Annotated in this window: 1 protein-coding gene; it reads left to right on the plus strand. The window is 79.2% G+C overall.

Annotated features, from left to right (window positions below; all coding sequences use genetic code 11):
• Positions 1-31: 31 nt before the first annotated feature.
• The coding region (locus tag SACPADRAFT_RS28725; RefSeq protein WP_028662582.1) for a cobalamin biosynthesis protein at positions 32-433 on the plus strand (402 nt) is incomplete at its 3' end.

Consider the following 433-nt stretch of genomic DNA (forward strand, 5'->3'; position numbering starts at 1 on the left):
CGTCGAACGGGCCGGCAGGCGGTGGCCGGCGGTGCACGTGGTCGGCACGGCGTCGGCGACGTGGGCGGCGCTCGGTGCCGCCCGGATGGTCCGCGAGGGCAGCGCGCTGGCCCGGTGTCTGGAGACCGGGGACGCGGACGCCGCACCGGCCCTGCCTGCCGGGAGCGGTTCCCGGCACGTCGGCGACCTCCCCGACCCGGAGCCGGCGCGGGCCTCGGTCGAGAAGGTCGCCGCCGACACCGTCGACTCCGTCGTGACACCGCTGCTGTGGGGCGCGGTGGCCGGCGTCCCGGGACTGCTCGGGGCGCGGGCGGTGAACCGGGAGCGCGCCCGGATCGTGGGCGGGACCGCCCCCGCGGCAGCGGGTTCGCCGCACCCGACCGGCGCGGGTGGCTACTCCACGTGGACGGTGCCGTCACCCTGCTCCCGACAC

Origin of the sequence: Saccharomonospora iraqiensis subsp. paurometabolica YIM 90007, assembly GCF_000231035.2 — a bacterium.
In the GTDB taxonomy this organism is placed as follows: domain Bacteria; phylum Actinomycetota; class Actinomycetes; order Mycobacteriales; family Pseudonocardiaceae; genus Saccharomonospora; species Saccharomonospora paurometabolica.